Origin of the sequence: Enterococcus sp. 9D6_DIV0238 (assembly GCF_002174455.2) — a bacterium.
In the GTDB taxonomy this organism is placed as follows: Bacteria; Bacillota; Bacilli; order Lactobacillales; family Enterococcaceae; genus Enterococcus_L; species Enterococcus_L dunnyi.
Genome location: NZ_CP147246.1, coordinates 1,806,931 through 1,824,988, shown reverse-complemented (window position 1 = coordinate 1,824,988; position 18,058 = coordinate 1,806,931). Strand labels below are relative to the sequence as shown.

General features: G+C 39.8%; 16 protein-coding genes. 13 read left to right on the top strand and 3 right to left on the bottom strand.

The genetic code is table 11. The annotated features are described in order from the left end of the window. Positions 1–4 precede the first annotated feature (4 nt). Positions 5–1,783 carry a glycoside hydrolase family 35 protein gene (locus A5889_RS08525; RefSeq protein WP_087640523.1) on the top strand — a complete coding sequence of 593 codons (1,779 nt, stop codon included), beginning with the start codon at positions 5–7 and terminating at the stop codon, positions 1,781–1,783. Positions 1,784–1,805: 22 nt separating this feature from the next. Here the strand turns inward: A5889_RS08525 and A5889_RS08520 are convergent, their stop codons facing one another. Continuing rightward, positions 1,806–2,513: a GntR family transcriptional regulator gene (locus A5889_RS08520; protein ID WP_087640524.1), complete on the bottom strand. Its 708-nt coding sequence runs from the start codon at positions 2,511–2,513 to the stop codon at positions 1,806–1,808. A 266-nt stretch (positions 2,514–2,779) separates the two neighbouring features. On the opposite strand from A5889_RS08520, the gene A5889_RS08515 reads away from it, so the two are divergent. From A5889_RS08515 to A5889_RS08480, 8 genes are all read left to right on the top strand, one after another. Then, a complete protein-coding gene (locus tag A5889_RS08515) occupies positions 2,780–3,673 on the top strand; it encodes a PTS mannose/fructose/sorbose transporter subunit IIAB (RefSeq protein WP_242585656.1) in 894 nt (297 codons plus the stop codon). 612 nt (positions 3,674–4,285) lie between these two features. Continuing rightward, the gene (locus A5889_RS08510) at positions 4,286–5,074 is read left to right on the top strand and encodes a PTS mannose/fructose/sorbose/N-acetylgalactosamine transporter subunit IIC (protein WP_087640526.1); all 789 of its coding nucleotides are present in this window, start codon (positions 4,286–4,288) and stop codon (positions 5,072–5,074) included. Next, positions 5,058–5,867, top strand: coding sequence for a PTS system mannose/fructose/sorbose family transporter subunit IID (locus A5889_RS08505; RefSeq protein WP_087640527.1), 810 nt, complete (start codon positions 5,058–5,060; stop codon positions 5,865–5,867). The genes A5889_RS08510 and A5889_RS08505 overlap by 17 nt, the downstream gene beginning before the upstream one ends. A gap of 25 nt (positions 5,868–5,892) precedes the next feature. Continuing rightward, complete coding sequence (locus tag A5889_RS08500) at positions 5,893–6,537, top strand: bifunctional 4-hydroxy-2-oxoglutarate aldolase/2-dehydro-3-deoxy-phosphogluconate aldolase (RefSeq protein ID WP_087640528.1); 645 nt, start codon at positions 5,893–5,895, stop codon at positions 6,535–6,537. A gap of 4 nt (positions 6,538–6,541) precedes the next feature. Continuing rightward, positions 6,542–7,549, top strand: a complete 1,008-nt coding sequence (locus A5889_RS08495; protein ID WP_087640529.1) for a sugar kinase — start codon at positions 6,542–6,544, stop codon at positions 7,547–7,549. A gap of 13 nt (positions 7,550–7,562) precedes the next feature. Beyond that, on the top strand, positions 7,563–8,405 hold the full coding sequence (gene kduI, locus A5889_RS08490; protein WP_087640530.1) for a 5-dehydro-4-deoxy-D-glucuronate isomerase: 843 nt from the start codon (positions 7,563–7,565) through the stop codon (positions 8,403–8,405). Between the two features lie 15 nt (positions 8,406–8,420). Beyond that, on the top strand, positions 8,421–9,224 hold the full coding sequence (locus A5889_RS08485; protein ID WP_087640531.1) for a gluconate 5-dehydrogenase: 804 nt from the start codon (positions 8,421–8,423) through the stop codon (positions 9,222–9,224). A 166-nt stretch (positions 9,225–9,390) separates the two neighbouring features. Then, positions 9,391–12,408: a polysaccharide lyase 8 family protein gene (locus A5889_RS08480; RefSeq protein WP_087640532.1), complete on the top strand. Its 3,018-nt coding sequence runs from the start codon at positions 9,391–9,393 to the stop codon at positions 12,406–12,408. Positions 12,409–12,477: 69 nt separating this feature from the next. Here the strand turns inward: A5889_RS08480 and A5889_RS08475 are convergent, their stop codons facing one another. After that, the gene (locus tag A5889_RS08475) at positions 12,478–13,656 is read right to left on the bottom strand and encodes an MFS transporter (protein ID WP_087640533.1); all 1,179 of its coding nucleotides are present in this window, start codon (positions 13,654–13,656) and stop codon (positions 12,478–12,480) included. Between the two features lie 89 nt (positions 13,657–13,745). On the opposite strand from A5889_RS08475, the gene A5889_RS08470 reads away from it, so the two are divergent. The 4 genes from A5889_RS08470 to A5889_RS08455 all read left to right on the top strand — a co-directional run bounded on the left by A5889_RS08470 (position 13,746) and on the right by A5889_RS08455 (position 16,738). Next, the gene (locus A5889_RS08470) at positions 13,746–14,585 is read left to right on the top strand and encodes a helix-turn-helix domain-containing protein (protein ID WP_176372810.1); all 840 of its coding nucleotides are present in this window, start codon (positions 13,746–13,748) and stop codon (positions 14,583–14,585) included. A gap of 90 nt (positions 14,586–14,675) precedes the next feature. Next, the gene (locus A5889_RS08465) at positions 14,676–15,089 is read left to right on the top strand and encodes an Rrf2 family transcriptional regulator (RefSeq protein WP_087640535.1); all 414 of its coding nucleotides are present in this window, start codon (positions 14,676–14,678) and stop codon (positions 15,087–15,089) included. 76 nt (positions 15,090–15,165) lie between these two features. Further along, the gene (locus tag A5889_RS08460) at positions 15,166–15,789 is read left to right on the top strand and encodes an NAD(P)-dependent oxidoreductase (RefSeq protein ID WP_087640536.1); all 624 of its coding nucleotides are present in this window, start codon (positions 15,166–15,168) and stop codon (positions 15,787–15,789) included. A gap of 160 nt (positions 15,790–15,949) precedes the next feature. Next, complete coding sequence (locus A5889_RS08455) at positions 15,950–16,738, top strand: TraX family protein (protein WP_087640537.1); 789 nt, start codon at positions 15,950–15,952, stop codon at positions 16,736–16,738. A 49-nt stretch (positions 16,739–16,787) separates the two neighbouring features. Here A5889_RS08455 and A5889_RS08450 read toward each other — a convergent pair whose 3' ends face one another. Then, a complete protein-coding gene (locus A5889_RS08450; RefSeq protein ID WP_087640538.1) occupies positions 16,788–17,945 on the bottom strand; it encodes a hypothetical protein in 1,158 nt (385 codons plus the stop codon). Between the last annotated feature and the right edge of the window lie 113 nt (positions 17,946–18,058).

The following is an 18,058-nucleotide window of genomic DNA, read 5'->3' as shown; positions in this document are numbered from 1 at the left end:
GAACATGCAGACGTTTGAAATAAAAGAAGATTTTTTACTAGATGGAAAACCGATCAAATTGATCAGTGGTGCGATCCACTATTTTCGAATGACACCAGAGCAGTGGGAAGATAGCTTATATAATTTAAAAGCCTTAGGGGCCAATACGGTCGAGACATATATCCCTTGGAATCTACATGAGCCGACAGAAGGGGTCTATGATTTTGAAGGACTGAAAAATATTGAGCACTTTGTAACATTGGCGCAAAAAATCGGGTTATTCGTGATTTTGCGTCCCTCAGCATATATCTGTGCAGAATGGGAGTTTGGCGGTTTACCTGCGTGGCTGTTAAAAGAAAAAGGGCTGCGTTTACGGTCAACAGATCCACGCTTTATGAACAAAGTCCAAAATTATTTTAGTGTATTGATTCCTAAATTAGTGCCGCTGCAGATCACTCATGGCGGTCCAGTAATCATGATGCAGGTGGAAAACGAATATGGCTCTTACGGCATGGAAAAGGAATATTTGCGACAAACAAAACAACTGATGGAAAAGTTTGGTGTAGATGTTCCATTATTCACTTCGGATGGTGCCTGGGATGAGGTGCTGGATGCGGGAACGTTGATTGAAGAGGATGTTTTTGTAGCTGGAAATTTTGGCAGCCATTCTAAAGAAAATGCAGAAGTGATGCGCAAGTTTATGGCGCGTCATGGAAAAAAATGGCCGATCATGTGTATGGAATATTGGGATGGCTGGTTCAACCGCTGGGGGGAGCCGATCATCAAGCGGGATGGTCAGGATCTAGCCAAAGAAGTCAAAGATATGCTTGAAGTTGGATCACTGAATTTATATATGTTCCATGGCGGAACCAACTTTGGTTTTTATAATGGCTGTTCAGCCCGTGGAACGCTTGATCTGCCGCAAGTCACTAGCTATGATTATGATGCGTTGCTGACAGAGGCCGGAGAGCCTACAGAAAAATATTATCATGTTCAAAAAGCAATCAAAGAAGTTTGTCCAGATGTTTGGCAAGCAGAACCACGCACAAAAAAAATGATCGACTTAGGACAGTATCCAGTAACGAATAGTGTGTCCTTGTTTTCGATAAAAGATCAAATCATGAAACCACAGGAAACGGTGTATCCACTAAGTATGGAAGAAGCTGGAGAAGGTTATGGGTATCTTCTTTATTCCGTGGAGCTGAAAAATTACCACCGCGAAAACAAGTTGAAGATCATCGAAGCAAGTGATCGGGTTCAAGTTTATGTAGACGGAGAGCTTGAGGCGGTACAATATCAAGAAGATATCGGAGAAGAATTGGTGGTAAATGGCACTTCTGATAAAGAGACGATCGAGCTGGATGTTTTAGTAGAAAACTTAGGTCGAGTGAATTATGGCTTCAAATTGAATGGACCGACACAATCGAAAGGGATTCGTGGCGGTATCATGCAGGATATTCATTTTCATCAAGGATATAAGCAATATGCGTTGGCTTTATCTGAAGAACAGCTACATGCGATCGACTATAATGCTGAGAAAAATCCGTCACAGCCTTCATTTTATCAAATCGAGTTTGAATTAGCTGATATAGCAGATACCTTTATTGATTGTAGTCAGTATGGAAAAGGAGTCGTGCTGGTAAATGGTGTCAATTTAGGTCGTTATTGGTCTATCGGGCCGATTCGTTCACTTTATTGTCCAAAAGCCTTCTTAAAAAAAGGGAAAAATGAAGTTGTGATCTTTGAAACAGAAGGTCGGGAAATCAAAGAGTTGGTGTTTTCTGAAAAAGCATTGACCGATTAAAAAAGAAGTAGAGTTCCGAAAATCATTCGGCCTCTACTTCTATTTTTGTTTTGAAATATTTCCAGTGCTTGTAACTCACGATATATTCGGCCACACTGCCATCTGCTAAGTAAGAATGTTTGACCTGTTTGACAGCCGGTTCACGGAAACTCAAATGTAGTAAATTCAGCAGCTCCGCATCATCAGGAAAGACGATTTCGTTTGTTTCTACCGAAGCAAGTGAAAATAGATCTACAGCGAAGTCCTTCCTCACCCGTTCATAGACACTGGCATAAGCACTCAGATCCTTAGCGATCGGTTCTTTCATTAATTTTTTAGGTAAATGAGTAATGTGTACTAAAAAAGGTTCCTCTCCGAAATAGCGTACACGCTTGATCTTATAGTAAGAAGCACTTGCAGCTAAACCTAACTCTTTCAAGATTTCGGGTTGATTTTCTTCTTCTACTGAAATGACGTTGACTTTTTCAGAATCTATAGAATGTAGTTCGATATCTGAAAATTTAACATTCTGAGAGACTTTGGCTTTCGAAACGAAAGTCCCTTTTCCTTGGATACGGTATAGATAGCCGGCACTAGTCAATTCATTCAAGGCTTTGACCGCAGTGATCGAGCTGACAGAATAGATTCGTTTGATATCCGCTTCAGAATAAAATTTATCACCGGGGATAAATGTATGATTTTTGATTTCATGTAAAAGATCTTGCTTGATCTGTTCATATTTTGGGAGCATGCTTGCTGACCTCCGTTCATATCGTCTAATGTATCAAGCATAACATGTTAATTCATTTTTAGCAATTGCTTCAAAGGTGCATATGTTAATAAAAAACAACAATAAGTTGCTTTAAAAATAAAATTCAATATATTAAGATATTAGGTTTACGGATGACTTGCCATGTGTTATAGTATGTTTATAAGAGACATAACATGTTAAGTAGGGCGACCTGCATTTTAGGAGGGAAATGAGTGGAAAATATTGTATTGATCAGTCATGGCGGCATGGCAGAAGGGGTCAAAGTCAGTCTAGAAATGATCATCGGGAAGCAAGAGAACGTGCATACCGTTTCATTAAGACCAGATGGGGATAATCTCCAATTTGAAAAAGAGTTGAATGATAAAATGAAAGCCCTTAACGGATCGACGTTGATCATTGCAGACCTATTAGGGGGAACACCGTGTAATGTTGCAGTAAAAAATTATTTGAATGTCGATGGTGTTGAGATCATTGCTGGCATGACTCTTTCAATCGTGATCGAAGCAGCTGTCAATCAAAAAGCAACGATCAAAGAGTTAGTATGTTTGTCTAGAGAAAATATTGTTGATGTGAAAGCTGGTATGAATCAGGCTGAAAAAGAAATCACCGAAGATAGTAAGGAAAAAGAATTGAGCAACTTTAGTCAATATGCTGGAAAGGAAAATATCGTCAATACACGTATCGATGAACGATTGATCCATGGTCAAGTTGCAGGGATCTGGTCAACAAGCTTAAGCACTCAACGTATCATTGTCGCAAATGATGAAGCAGCTTCCGATCCACTACAAAAATCTTCTTTAAGAATGGCAGCACCAACATCGATGCGTCTATCGGTTCTTCCAGTTGAAGCTGCAGCTGAAAATATTCGTGCAGGGAAATATGGAAAGCAGCGTCTATTCCTATTATTTAAAAATCCGAAAGATGTTTTACGCTTTATTGAAGCAGATGGCCCGATCAAAACTGTCAATGTTGGGAACATGAGTTATAAAGAAGGCGCACGTGAAGTGACGAAGAGCATTCAAGTTTTACCAGAAGAAGAAACGATTTTTGAAACTATTGCTTCAAAAGGAGTAAATGTAACCGCTCAACTCGTGCCGAATGATCCATCGATCGATTTTATGAAGAAATTACGAGGGTAAATTTTAAGGAAGAATTGAGCGATTTGTTTCACTTTTGCTGAGAAACACAGTGAATAGAATGAACTGATGTTGAACAGTACAAGACTTTCGTAAGAAAGTGTTGATCATTTATTTATCTAGCTGCACAGGCTAGTCTCTCAGGAAAAAGATAAATTATTTGCGTGACAAAAAACGTCACAAAAATAATTTCCTATTTTCCAGTTGAGACTGAACGAGCCTGTTCCGCTTTTAGAGTTATCTAGTTGCGCGGGCTAGTTCTTCAGAAAAAAGATAAAATCTGTCTGTGACAAAAAGCGTCACATACATATTTTCCTATTTTTCAGTCAGAACTGGATGAGCCCGCTACGCTTTTAGAGTTATCTAGCTATACAAATCAATCCTTAGGAAAATAGATAAATTGCCAGTGAAACAAAAAGCGTTTCAATGCCAATTTCCTAATTTTCTACAGGATTAAGCGATTTGTTCCGCTTTTAGAGTTATCTAGTTTCGCGAAATAGTTCCCTCAACAATTAGATAAATCCTCTGAAAGACTAAAAGCGTCTTTAAGATGATTTCCTAAATTGTTCAGGAACTTATCGTTTCGCTACACTTTTAAAATTAGGAGGAATTTTCATGCATTTAGCAGCGTATCAAATTATTCTTATTACCGTTTATGCTTTTATTGCAATCAATGATTCACTTATTTCAAATACGTTGACACAGCCGGCGATTGCCGGAATGATTTCCGGGATGATCATGGGCGATCTAAAAACTGGTTTGATGGTCGGAGGAACGCTTCAATTGATGCGTTTAGGAATCGCCGCATTTGGCGGGGCTTCTGTTCCGGATTATTTTACAGGCGCCGTGTTAGGGACAGCCTTTGCAGTGATTTCCGGTAAAGGTGCTGAATATGGTATCGGTTTAGCGGTGCCAGTATCACTATTGATGCTTCAATTAGACGTTGTCGCTCGTTTCTGTAATGTGTTTCTTTTACATCGAGTGGACAAAGCTATCGACAATATGCAGGTCAAACGGATTCCGCGTTTAGTGTTATCTGGTTCATTTTTATGGGGATTATCTCGTGCGATTCCAATTTTACTGATGTTATTAGCCGGCGATGCAGTTGTGACAACGATCACTGAAAATATGCCGGAATGGTTGATGACAGGTTTGAAAACAGCTGGAGGTGTTCTTCCAGTCGTCGGTGTCGGTATCCTACTGCGTTATCTGCCAACCAAGCAATATATTCCTTATTTACTACTAGGCTTCTTTTTAGCTGCATATCTGCAAGTGCCAATGTTAGGTGTATCTATCGTAGGGATGGTCGCTGCGATGTTAGTCTTTAAGCGCGATGGTGAAAAAGGAACAGCAGTAGCTTCTGGTACGAGTGATTTTGAAGGAGGATATGATGGCGATGAGTAATCAAAAACTGACAAAAAAAGAATTGAATGCAATCAGCTGGCGTTATATTTTAGCGAGTCAATTAAACTGGAACTATGAGCGGATGATGAGCTCAGGGTACCTATACGGGATCTTACCTGTACTGAAAAAATTCTACGGACACGATGAAATGCAATTACAAGATATGATGCGCACCCACAACCAATTTTTCAATACTAATGCTATTTTTGGGAATTTGATCATGGGGATCGATGTGGCGATCGAAGAACAAGATGGACATAAAGCAAAAGAAACGATCGTAGCGCTAAAAACAGCCTTGATGGGCTCGCTTGCCGGCGTGGGTGATTCATTATTTCATGTTATTTGGGGAACGATTTTTGGTTCGGTAGCAGGAACACTCGCTCAAAATGGTTCGGTGGTCGGCTGTGTGATTTGGATCATCGCAAACATTGCTCTTTTATTCGGTCGTGCGGCATTATTGCCGCTTGGTTATAAACAAGGGGTCAAATTAGTCACAACATTGAAAGATAAATTATCCGCTTTTACCAATGCTGCAACAGTCTTAGGAGTAACGGTGATTGGTGCCTTGATCCCGTCTGTGATCAAAGCGACCGTTCCGTTCGTTTATAAAAAAGATGGCGTGGAATTAGTGATCCAAGATACATTGGATGCGATTTTACCTTCGTTGGTGCCGATTTTGCTAGTACTTTTGACGTACTGGATGTTAGGACAAAAGAAATTAAATTCTACTCGAGTGATCTGGATCATTTTGATTTTATCGATCGCATTGAGCGCACTAGGGATCTTAGGCTAAGAAATTGAGTGAAACAGGTGAGAAAATGAAACGCGTAGAGATTCTATCACGTTTAGAAAAAACAGGAGTTGTCGCAGTGGTCCGCGGAGCGACAAAAGAAGAAGCCGTCAAAGCAAGTCATGCCATCGTAGCAGGTGGTCTGACCGGTATTGAATTGACTTTTACAGTTCCTCAGGCGGATGAAGCACTCAAAGAATTAACGAGCTATTATCAAAATCGTTCTGAAATCGTGATCGGTGCGGGAACCGTCTTAGATGCAGTTACCGCCCGTTTAGCGATCATGGCAGGAGCGGAGTATATCGTCAGTCCAAGCTTCGATCAGGAAACGGCAGAATTATGTAATTTATACCAAGTTCCTTATTTACCTGGATGTATGACGATCACAGAAGTACAGGAAGCATTGAAAAGTGGCGCAGATATCGTCAAATTATTTCCTGGAAGTGCATATGGTCCAAGTATCATTTCTGCATTCAAAGCACCGATGCCTCAAGTCAGTCTTATGCCGACAGGCGGTGTGAGCTTGGCAAATATGGCTGATTGGTTTAAAGCTGGAGCCGTTACAGTTGGTGTGGGCGGCGACTTGCTTGCACCAGCAAGCTCAGGTGATTTTGACCAAGTGACAGCAATGGCGAAGCAATATGCTGCAAAATTAAAAGAAATTAAGGGATGATCAGATGGGAAAAGTCGTTACCTTAGGAGAGATCATGCTGCGTTTTTCGACGCAATCAGGGCACCGCTTGACTCAAAGTGAACAGCTGCAGGCACACTATGGCGGAGCGGAAGCGAATGTTGGGATCTCTTTGGCAAATTTTGGCCATGAGGTCGTATTTGCCAGTAAAGTACCTGACAACGTTTTAGGAGAGGCCGTCCGCAAACACCTGCAACGTTACCGAGTAACTACAGATTTCTTATTGACTGGCGGTCATCGGCTTGGTACTTACTATCTGGAAACGGGAATCGGTGAGCGGGCAGCCGCGGTCATTTATGATCGGGCTGGTTCAAGCTTTGCTGAAATGGACACACTTGAGTGGGATATGTCTGAATTGTTTCATGAGGTAGATCTCTTCCATCTTTCAGGGATCACTCCAGCATTGTCTCCAAAATGGCAGACACTTACGTTGGATTTGGTGGAGCAGGCAAGAAAAGCTGGGTGTAAAATCAGTTTTGATGTGAACTATCGCGGAAAATTATGGAGTCAAGCACAGGCTGGGCATTTTCTGAAACAGGTTTTACCTTATGTCGATTATTGTTCAGCTGGAATCTTAGATGCCGTTCATTTACTAGGAATCACCGCAACTCCAACAGCGGATGAAAGCAGTACTGCATTTTATTATCAATGTATGAAACAAGGATTTCCAAACATCGAGGTGTTTTATTCTACAAAACGGACAGTGCATTCAGCAAGCGTGAATGATCTGACGGGGACCTTATGGATAGATGGTCAGTATTATGAATCTGAGCTTCATGAACTCGATCCGATCATCGATCGGGTTGGCGGGGGCGATGCTTTTTCCGGCGGTGTCTTACATGGCCTGCTGAAAAAGATGAAGCCACAGGCGATCATTGATTTCGCCACAGCGGCAGCTGCCTTAAAGCATACGGTTCATGGGGACTGCAATCAATTTACTCAAGCAGAAGTCGAGCAGTTTTTAGCTGCCGGTTCAGGAAAAATAAATCGTTAAAGGGAGTCATGACATGCAACAAATGGAAAATAGATATACACATAGTCCGGAGGATATCCGTCACTATTCAACAGAAGAATTACGTAGAGAATTTTTAGTAGAGAAGGTCTTTGCGCCAGGAGAAATCAGCTTGACTTATACACACAATGACCGCATGATCTTTGGCGGAGTGACACCGACAGAAGAGCCTTTGGAAATTGTTTTGACAAAAGAATTAGGTGTAGATTATTTCTTAGAACGTAGAGAATTAGGTGTGATCAATATCGGCGGCCCTGGATCGATCACGATCGACGGACAAACAGAGCCGATGAAAAAACAAGATGGTTATTATATTGGGAAAGAAACGAAAGAAGTGATTTTCCGATCAGATGATCCGAAAAATCCAGCGAAGTTTTACGTAAATAGTGTTCCGGCACATCATAAATACCCAAATGTAAAAATCAGTATCGATCAAATCAAACCGATGGAAACAGGTGAGTCGCTGTCGTTGAATAAACGCAGAATTTATCAATATATTCATCCAAACGTATGTGAAAGCTGTCAATTACAAATGGGCTATACGGTCTTAGAACCAGGCAGCTCTTGGAATACGATGCCTTGTCATACCCATGAACGCCGGATGGAAGCGTATCTGTATTTTGACTATGCAACTGAAGATACGCGCGTTTTCCATATGATGGGCAAACCAGATGAAACCAAGCATTTAGTCGTAGACAATGAACAAGCGATCATTTCACCAAGCTGGTCGATCCATTCAGGTGTCGGCACAGGAGATTATACATTTATTTGGTCGATGTGCGGTGAGAATATTACTTATACAGACATGGATATGGTTCCAATGGATCAATTAAAATAGAAAAGAGGCAATCAGATGACATTCACGATGGAACAATTTCAACTAAATGGAAAAGTTGCTCTAGTGACAGGTGCAGTGCATGGCATCGGCTTTGAAATCGCTAAATCATTAGCTACAGCCGGAGCAACCATTGTGTTCAATAATTTATCGCAAGAGTCTGTGGATCAGGCGATGAAACTTTATCAAGAAGCTGGGATCGAAGCGAAAGGGTATGCTTGTGATGTGACCGATGAAGCAGCTGTTCAAAAAACAGTGCAGAAAATCAAAGAAGAAGTTGGTTCGATCGATATATTGGTCAATAATGCCGGGATCATCAAACGGATTCCGATGATCGATATGTCTGCAGAAGAATTCAGACAAGTCGTTGATGTCGATTTGAATGCACCGTTTATTATGGCCAAAGCAGTTATTCCTGATATGATCGAAAAAGGCGGCGGTAAGATCATCAATATTTGTTCAATGATGAGTGAGCTTGGCCGTGAAACGGTCAGTGCCTATGCTGCGGCTAAGGGCGGATTGAAAATGCTGACGAAAAATATTGCGTCCGAATACGGGCAATACAACATCCAATGTAACGGGATCGGTCCAGGCTATATTGCAACACCGCAAACGGCACCGCTGAGAGAAACACAGGAAAATGGGGAACGTCATCCTTTTGATCAGTTTATCGTTGGCCGAACTCCAGCAGCGCGTTGGGGCACGCCGGAAGACCTTGCTGGCCCAGCTGTATTCCTAGCATCTAGTGCTTCTGATTTTGTAAATGGCCATATTTTATATGTGGATGGCGGTATTTTAGCCTATATCGGAAAGCAGCCATAAATAAAAATGAGTATTAGAGTGTAGAGACAGTTTGTTCTTCACTCTTTTTCTCCCGAAAAAATGAAAACGCTTGCTTTTTATCAATAAATTATTTTATTGTAAGGAATAACGGGTTGTTTGGTTATAATAAAGCAGACGTAATGTTTGCTAAGGAGGGTATAAAGTAATGAAAACAGGTAAGAAAGTTTTGTTTGCAGTTGGGTGCTCATTTGCTATTTTTAGTGGGCTCTATGGTTTTTCTAAGATTGGTTTGGCAGAGGAAGGAGCAAATGTAATTCAGGCGGAACCGCCGGCATACACATCAGATTTTCCTAATCAATTAGGAACATGGCAGGATATGGTAGGTAAAGCGGACAAAAGTAACAACAGTAGTGGATTAATGATTTCAAATACAAAGCAAGGCACCAGCTTAGAGTCCGTTTCACTAAACTTGAGTGCTGGTAAGCAAACGTCTGGGGATCTTGAGTATACCTTTTTATATGAAGGACAGGCGAATTTCGGACTTGTATTTCGCGGAGATACGCAGAATTCAAGTAAATGGCAGTCATTTGCCTATAATCGTGACGGACAATGGCAGCTAGGTCAACCAGGCGGAAAATGGATCGCTAATATTCCCGGACCTAAACTGAGTACTGGTCAACAATATAAGCTGATGCTTCGTTATGAAGGGAAAAGTATAAAAGCTTTTTTAAATAATCAGCTCTTCTATGAGAATAATGGCATCGTTTATCCAAATGGGTCTGCTATTGACGGTGACTGGGAAGGATATCCGGGGATTCGGATGTTCGGGAATTTATCAAAATTGACGGTTCTATCTATGCGAAGCGGCAAAGTAGGTAGTATTCCCGTAGTCGATCGTTCTGCCGAATATGCGCAGCTGAAAGAAAAATGGAGAAATCAGCTTGTCTCTGACCAGTATGATGAAACTAATCCGACGCTAGTCAAGTACGTTCAAACATTGTCTGAAGAGGCTGCTGAATTATATCAAACGATGAACAAATCAGCAGACCGCACGTATCTTTGGCCGTTGGAACAAGGAAATACAGCGTCAGCAGATCTAAGTACACAATTCATCAAACTGCAAAAGCTAGCGCTGGCATACGGCACAAAAGGCAGTCCGATGTACCAAGATAAGACAGTTGAAGCCGCAATCATCGATGGCTTGGATTTTATGGTCACTAAAAAAGGCTACGATGGGAAAAAATATCATGGCAATTGGTGGGATTGGCAAGTTGGCATCCCGCAAAAGTTTATCAGTACGTTGATGATTTTAGGGGATAATGTGCCAGAAGAAAAATTACAGCAATATACCGCTGCGATAAGCGGTTATGTACCAGATCCATTCAAACAACTGTACACTAAAACACAAGGAACATTTGTCGATCTAGCCTTTATTCCAAACTTCGTGACTTCTGGAGCGAATCGGACCGATCTGGCTCTAACTGTTTTAGGATTAGGGATCTTACAGAAAAATGAAGGCAAGATCACGCAAGCCTCCAGCAGTATCATCGATGTCTTTAAATTAGTCACAAAAGGGGACGGCTTTTATAAGGACGGCTCATTTATTCAGCATAGTAATATTCCATATACAGGCTCATATGGGAATGTTTTGATAAAAGGTGTCGGACAAATCTTAGCGATCACAAAAGAATCCAGCTTTGAAATGGCACCAGAAATCGTAAACGAGTTTGTTGAAAACGTCGACAGAGCATTTCTTCCGTTGATCTATAAAGGCGAGATGCTGCCAACTGTCAATGGCCGCTCAATCTCAAGAGCACCAGCAAAAACTAAAGTCGGCTATGGCTCAACTACGATTTACAATTTATTGATCGTCTCTAAATTTGCCCCAACAGAGTATCAGAAGAAATTTCAGGAAGCGGCTAAATACTGGATCAAGGAAAATCCAGACTATTATTTAACAAATGCGAGAGATTTTAATGACCTGCAAATGACGATGACATTGTTGGATAATTCTGGGATTATTGGAGATACATTACCATTTATTGGAACAAAAATGTATGCTTCGATGGATCGTTTTGTTCAAAGAACACCCGACTACATGATGGGCTTGGGATTATATTCTAGTCGAATCTCTTCTTTTGAAGCTGGAAATAAAGAAAATAAACGCGGCTGGCATACGGCTGACGGGATGATGTATTTATATAACGATGATGAGGTTCAATTTAATTCTGCCTACTGGCCGACAGTCGATCCTTATCGTTTACCGGGAACAACAGTAGATACAGTAGCACTGGCAGATGAAGTCTCTGCTTTTACAACTGTGACATCGAAAGAAAAATGGGTCGGCGGCGTGGATTTTGAAGGTCTAGCAACAGTCGGAATGGCACTGAACAAGACTGGTACCAAAAATAATGGCACCCTCCTACCGATGAACCTTCAAGCTAAAAAATCTTGGTTTATCGTTGACGGACAAATCGTTGCGTTAGGTGCAGGAATCAAAGGTGATACGACTGCATCTATTGAAACGATCGTAGATAATCGTCTGTTGAATGATAATTACACGTACAAAGTAATTTCCAATAATAGCGCAATCGAACAAGCCAGCGAAGTAAGTACTAAACAATGGCTCTTACTACAGTCGGACCATCAAAACGCCAGCGTAGGCTATTATTTCCCGAAAGAAACAGCAGTCAATGTCATCAGTGAAACACGTACAGGTAGTTATGCACAAATCAATGAAGCATTTCCTAATAACGAGCAGTACACAGGGGATTATCGTAAATTTGTGATCGATCATGGGAAAAATCCCGTAGATGAAAGCTATGCCTACGCGACATTGCCGGGAATAGACGAAGCAGGTCTAAAAGCTTATGCAGCAGAAAAACCAGTAAATATTTTAGCAAATACTGCAGAAGTCCAAGCAGTAGAATTACCACAGGAAAATTATTTGGGTGTCAATATCTGGAAAGAAACAGGCAGCAGCATTGCCGGGATCACTTCAGATAAAGCAGTCTCACTGTTGAAAAAAACGTCTGGCAATCAACAAACCTATGTATTCTCAGATCCGACTCAAACAACCAAAACAATGACCTTGAAACTGCCTAAAAATTACAGCAAAATCGTAAGTCAAAGTGAAGGAATCATTTATGATGCAGCAACAGATACCTTTACTGTAACCTTTGAACAGATGGATGGCAGCAGCAAGCAAATCGTGGCTGAATAAATCATCGAAAATAAGTGAGAACGTTCTGTCTCAACTCTTTAAACGCAGAGTAGACAGAGTGTTTTCACTTTATTTGGACTTTCGTGCACTCATTTTAATAAAGAAACTACCACTTAAAGTAATCAATGCAAGAGTAAAAAATACCTTGTGTGGTTCAGTCATAGAGAAAGCTTGTATCAAATAAGCGCCAATGATTGGACCGAATGTATTTCCAAGCTTCGGTATTTCAGCTAACCCAAAATAAAATCCCTTTTTTCCTTTTGGAGCAAGCTGATCAACTAGATAATCAAATCTGACACCTAAAAATAATTCTCCTAAACTATAGGATAAGGCAACCATAAAAAATACTAGAAGATCAGTTGCCCTAGGGAGTAAAAAAAGACTGCAGGCAAACATCATATTGCTAATGATTATTGTAGCGAAAGAAGAAATACGTTTAGTACATCTAATGATCGGCACTTGCAATAATAAGATCAAAGCGGCATTGATCATCAGCATAGCGCTATATAAGGAAGCTCCTGATGGAAACAAAGAACGCATATTGAAAAATTGAGGAACAGTCGAATTGAATTGTGCATAGCCAAAATAAGAAAATGTCACTCCTAGCAACAGGAAAATATAGGCATAAATAGAAAAGGGATCGTTCTTTTGCGTCCTTTTACAATCGCTGATTTTCCGTTTAAAAGCTGGCGGTTCTTTACGCATCGTAATGAATAGAAGAACTCCATAAACAATGTAGCTTCCGCCAAGAACCAAATAAGAAAAAAGTGAAGAATCGTCAGTGAATAGTGAATGCAATAAAGGGCCTAAAAAAGCACCAATATTGATTGAAGCATATCTGAAATTGTAGATAGATAAGCGTTCTTCAGGCAGGGAAAAAAGAGATAATGTTCGCTTAGCTGTTGGTTCGAAAATAACATAGCAAAAGCCATTTAAAGCATTGAGAAATAAAAATTGAGGAACCGTTGAAGCAAAGAAAAATCCAATAAAAATAGTCCCCCAGAAAATCGCCGTATAAATCAGGAACGTCTGAAATTTGATTTTATCGGATAAATAACCTCCGATCGGGCTGCACAAAACACTTATCAAGGGGCTGATGCTAAGGATATAGCCGATTTCAACAGCTGAAAATTGACAGCTATTAGACAAATAGATTGCTAAAAAAGGGGTGCTCATAAAAAAAGTGATACGAGTGAATAGTGTTCCCAAAAGAATCGTTCGCACCTGAATCGTCATTTTTTTGATCATAAAGACCTCCGTATGATTTTTAAGTATGGTATCATAAGAAAAAATGAACCGGATTTTTTGTTGCGTATACGCACAAAAAGGAGGATATGATGATTCAATATGGCAAAACACTCAAAATGATAAGAAAATCGCGCGGTTTTAGTCAGGCTGCTTTGTGTAAAGGGATCATGAGCCGTTCAAATTTATCGAGGTTTGAAAATCAGCTGTATGTCCCTAGCTTTGATAAGGTCTTGCAATTGCTTGAGCGATTGACCGTGACGTTAGATGAGTTTGTCTATATTGATCGCGGATTTTTACCTAGCAAATATGACTATTTTTATAAAAAATTGATCCAAGCTGAAAATTATAGACAGAAAGAAGAATTAACCGAAGTTGCGAAACAAATCGCTGAATACAAGGAAGAAAGCATCCAATTTTATGAATTGTTTTTACTCTCTCAGTTCGCATTGCTCGAAAATGATCTACCGGCAATCCTGACAAAAGAAGATATTTCCAACTATATGCGGCCGGTGCTATTTGAAATAGAAAATTGGCTGTTTTATGATTTTAGACGACTGAACAATTTTATTCAGCTTTTTGAACTAGATGAAGCCATTTTCTTGTATGACCGAGCAATTACCGAGTTTGGTAAGTATGAAGGATTTCCCAAAGAAAACAATATCAAGATCCATCTATCATTGAATCTGGGACAATTACTACTCGAGCAACAACAATTAGTAAAAGCAGAAACCTACTTCAATCGCGCCAAACAATATGCCCGTCAGCAAAACAAATTGTATCAAGAGTTGCTTAGTGATTTATTTATTGAGAAAATCATCCAGCAAAAGAAGCAACTATCACTAAAAGATCCACTTCCAACTATGCTGGCGTATATGAAACAAATAGGCTATGATGCTGTTGTTCATTCACTGATGACATATACCGAATAAAAAATCGAATTTTATTATTGACTTTCAATAATAAACGCAGTAAACTTTAAATGTAACATAAATAGTTACTTTTAAATTGGAGTGATAGACATGGCCATGTCGACAAAATTAAGTGTTGCGATCCATATCCTAAGCCTGATCGAAATTGGACCACCAGATCAAGTGAACTCTGAACTGATTGCGGCAAGCGTAAATACGAATCCGGTAGTTGTCAGACGCTTGATGAGCAAGCTGAAAAAAGCCGGGCTGATCCACACAAGCAGAGGCGCAACACAAACTTATTTATTGAAGAAACCGGAAGATATTTCTCTTTATGACATTTATGAAGCGGTGGAATTAGAACATGAAGTATTCAATATCCATCAAAATCCAAACCCGGATTGTCTGGTAGGAGCGAATATTCAAGCAGCATTAGAAGAACAATACAGTAAAGTACAAGAACGTATGGAAAAAGAATTAAAAGAGATTCCGTTATCTGATGTCATCCATCAAATAAAGCAGTAAGAGACAAAAGGGTCTCTTCTCTTTTTACTATTAAATGTAACAAGAAAAGTTTCATTAAAAGAAAGGAAGAACAAACATGAAAGTAGCAATTTTAGGAGCAAACGGAAAAGCAGGTTCAGCCATTTTAGCAGAAGCGAAAAAAAGAGGGATAGAAGTAACTGCAATTGTTCGTGCTAAAGAAAAAATCACAGATGGAACGCCTGTGATTGAAAAAGATGTTTACCAATTAACAGCATCAGACATCAAGGAGTTTGATGTATTAGTCAGTGCATTAGGCTTTTGGGGCGATGTGAGTGAATTTACTGGCTCCACACAGCACTTGATCGACATCTTGAAAGGTCTAAATACTCGTTTACTAGTCGTTGGCGGAGCTGGAAGCTTATACGTTGATCAAGCACATACGATGCGTCTAAGTGAAACACCAGACTTCCCAGAAGCATTTAAACCATTGGCTACAGCGATGGGCAAAGGACTGGATTTGCTAAAAGAAGCTAAAAATATTCATTGGACTTATATCAGCCCAGCTGCTGAGTTTGATGCAGAAGGACCGAAAACAGGAAAATATGTCGCTGCAGGTGAAGAACTAGAAACAGATGCCGCTGGTAAAAGCTATATTTCTTATGCAGATTATGCGATTGCGATGGTCGATGAAATTCAAAATAATGCGCATCCCGAACAACGATTTAGTGTGCATCAATAACATATTGATTTAGGGCTTGGACAGAATGCATCACTTTTGTCCAAGTGTTTTTTGTAATATAGCATGACAAAAATGATAGTTGATTGAAAGTTTAAGTCAAGGCGTATCGAGAAATTCTCCTTTATACTGTAGTAGGTGAATAGTTAAGGAGGATATAAAAATGGAACGATTTGAAATAGGTAAGTTTAGAGGGTTTTCAACGTTTGATTTGAAAATTTTAGGAATTATTCTTATGTTTATAGATCATATCCATCAAATGTTTGTGCCGATGGGGGCGCCCAATTGGTTAGATTGGTTTGGTCGACCAGTCGCTACGTTATTCTTTTTTGTCAGTGTTGTAGGGTTTAGTCACACGAGAAGCAAAGAAAAATACATGCTGCGCCTATACCTTGGAATGATCATTATGGCTTTAGGAAGTTACGTTTTACAAATGAAAGTAGGATATGAAGAAGTCCAATTAATGAACAATATTTTTCGAGATCTTTTGACTGGGGCTTTGATGATGTATGGGATTGATAAGTTGTCAGAGGGGATTTCCGGTAAAAAAATCAGCAAATTAATTTTGGGTATTGTGTTACTTTTATTCCCAATAGTGACATCGTTCATTTTGTTTGCATTGATGGGAAATACAGCTACAATGTTTGTTGCTGTGTGGGCTAGCAATTTTATTCCTGCACTACTTTTTACAGAAAATAGCTTCCTAGTATTATTGATTCCTCTGATGTACATAGCGAGAAAACAGCGTTGGCTTCAATGTTTATTGATTAGCCTGGTAGCGGTATTTTTCTTTGTTCAGGGATCGACACAATGGATGATGATTTTTGCGGTTATCCCGATTGCCTTATTCAATGGTGAGAAAGGTAAAGAAATGCGGAATTTCTTCTATTTCTTCTACCCGCTGCATATTTGGATTTTGTATTTGATTTCCGCCTATATATACACACATTAATAGTAAAACACGTCTTTCGAAGCTGCTAGCTTTGAAAGACGTGTTTTTTTTAATAACATTTAGAACAAGGAGTTAAACCACGTGCTGTGGCATTTTCTAATGTATCAGGAGTGTATGTGCCATTCCCGCATTTTCGTGCATGGTATTTTTCTCCAGTTGGTGTAACTAAAACCATTTGTTGAACACCTTGAGTGTCTGGTGCAGGTGCTTCTGGTGCTTGCGCTGCTGCAGCTGCTTGTTGTGCTTCAGCAGCGGCTTGCTCCTCTGCTTTTTTCTGCGCTTCAGCAACTTTTTTTGCTTCTTCTTTTTGTGCATCCAGTGTTCGTTTAACGCCGCTAGCTCGATTACTTAGATCCTTATTTCCGCTAGGCAACTCGTTGATCCTAGTGATAGCCTGCTCATAATGTGCATCGGTCGGCTCTTGCTCAGCTTTTTCAACAGCAGTTCGTGCTGCCGCAATTAAGCTTTCAGTGCGCTCTTTTTCAGTGATTTTTTGTTGAACAGTCTCTAAACGTTTTAATAAAGAATCTTTATTTAATGTAGCCTTATCTACTAAGGCAGTGGCAGAATCAAGCTGTTCTTTAGTTTGTTTGGTTTCGGCAAGCTCAACAGCTACATAAATAGGGACGTTTTCTTTAACGATCGCTAAGCGTTTTGTAAGATCCTCTCGTGTTAGAGAAGTGACTAATGTTGCTGCTTCATCATAGTTTTTTTGCGTTGGATTTTTCTCTGCTAAAGCGAGAGCCGCTTCGGCTTGCTCTATCGTATCCTGTGCCTTTTTTTCTTTATTCAAAAATGCAACGAACTCTTTTGACGGAATGACAGTGACAGCTTCTTCTGTTTCTTTATCTCCAAGCGTGGCTGTAAAGGTGATTTTTTGAGCTTCATCGTTCGTTAAGTTGACTTTGTAACTGAAAGAACCGTCTTTGGTAGCAATTTCTTCTCCATCTACACTAAGCTCGCTGTTTTTATTTGTTTTCCCTGTGACTGTAGCGATTCCTTTGTCATTTGTTTTAAGTGATGCTTCGTCAAATTCCAGAGTAGGTGAAGATGGTGTTAGAATGATTCCTACAATAAATAAAAGTAGACTAATACCAGTTAAAATCAATGGTTTTTGCTTTTGTTTTCGCTGAATGACTGCTTTGATCGATAAAACGCTTCCTGTAATAATCCCCAAAATACCTACTAAAACAATAATTGCACTCATAGTTTCATTATTCCTCCTTTTTATGTATAAACAAATTGTATCATATTTTAAAATATAAGACTGGAATCATATCACTATAAATAAAAAACAAAGACATTTATCGGCAATAAAAA

Coding starts and splice junctions, on each gene's coding strand:
- A5889_RS08525 (WP_087640523.1), top strand. CDS start 5: ATGCAGACGTTTGAAATAAAAGAAGATTTTTTACTAGATGGAAAACCG.
- A5889_RS08520 (WP_087640524.1), bottom strand. CDS start 2,513: ATGCTCCCAAAATATGAACAGATCAAGCAAGATCTTTTACATGAAATC.
- A5889_RS08515 (WP_242585656.1), top strand. CDS start 2,780: ATGGCAGAAGGGGTCAAAGTCAGTCTAGAAATGATCATCGGGAAGCAA.
- A5889_RS08510 (WP_087640526.1), top strand. CDS start 4,286: ATGCATTTAGCAGCGTATCAAATTATTCTTATTACCGTTTATGCTTTT.
- A5889_RS08505 (WP_087640527.1), top strand. CDS start 5,058: ATGATGGCGATGAGTAATCAAAAACTGACAAAAAAAGAATTGAATGCA.
- A5889_RS08500 (WP_087640528.1), top strand. CDS start 5,893: ATGAAACGCGTAGAGATTCTATCACGTTTAGAAAAAACAGGAGTTGTC.
- A5889_RS08495 (WP_087640529.1), top strand. CDS start 6,542: ATGGGAAAAGTCGTTACCTTAGGAGAGATCATGCTGCGTTTTTCGACG.
- kduI (WP_087640530.1), top strand. CDS start 7,563: ATGCAACAAATGGAAAATAGATATACACATAGTCCGGAGGATATCCGT.
- A5889_RS08485 (WP_087640531.1), top strand. CDS start 8,421: ATGACATTCACGATGGAACAATTTCAACTAAATGGAAAAGTTGCTCTA.
- A5889_RS08480 (WP_087640532.1), top strand. CDS start 9,391: ATGAAAACAGGTAAGAAAGTTTTGTTTGCAGTTGGGTGCTCATTTGCT.
- A5889_RS08475 (WP_087640533.1), bottom strand. CDS start 13,656: ATGATCAAAAAAATGACGATTCAGGTGCGAACGATTCTTTTGGGAACA.
- A5889_RS08470 (WP_176372810.1), top strand. CDS start 13,746: ATGATTCAATATGGCAAAACACTCAAAATGATAAGAAAATCGCGCGGT.
- A5889_RS08465 (WP_087640535.1), top strand. CDS start 14,676: ATGGCCATGTCGACAAAATTAAGTGTTGCGATCCATATCCTAAGCCTG.
- A5889_RS08460 (WP_087640536.1), top strand. CDS start 15,166: ATGAAAGTAGCAATTTTAGGAGCAAACGGAAAAGCAGGTTCAGCCATT.
- A5889_RS08455 (WP_087640537.1), top strand. CDS start 15,950: ATGGAACGATTTGAAATAGGTAAGTTTAGAGGGTTTTCAACGTTTGAT.
- A5889_RS08450 (WP_087640538.1), bottom strand. CDS start 17,945: ATGAGTGCAATTATTGTTTTAGTAGGTATTTTGGGGATTATTACAGGA.